This is a genomic window from Spirulina sp. CCY15215, from assembly GCF_016888125.1.
GTDB lineage: Bacteria > Cyanobacteriota > Cyanobacteriia > Cyanobacteriales > Spirulinaceae > CCY15215.
In genome coordinates this window covers 1-278 of record NZ_JACSWA010000187.1, presented here as the reverse complement: position 1 = coordinate 278, position 278 = coordinate 1, and the positions used below count along the sequence as shown (strand labels likewise).

Annotated in this window: 1 pseudogene; it reads right to left on the bottom strand. The window is 41.7% G+C overall.

The window, feature by feature from the left end:
* Positions 1-86, bottom strand: a pseudogene (locus tag JUI58_RS27515) (1-acyl-sn-glycerol-3-phosphate acyltransferase); the annotation flags it as partial.
* Positions 87-278 lie beyond the last annotated feature (192 nt).

Here is a 278-nt window from a genome sequence, read left to right as displayed (position 1 = left end):
CCGCGAAAATGGCCGTGTAGCATCGGACTCACAATCGACCATTTAAACAGATGATAAAAAAACAAATTTTTCTTAGGTTCGCGCATTTTAATTATCAATTATCAATTATTATTCATCCTTTTTGTTGATTCCTAATGCCGATCGCAGCAGAGAAACGAGAGAGTTTTGTGCGTCGGTTAGTTTTTCTAAAAAAGGTTGTTGGTTTTGGATGAAAGCACGAGCGCAATTGCGCCCTGGCATTCCAGAAATGCCTCCTCCTGGATGAGTGCCTGCTCCTG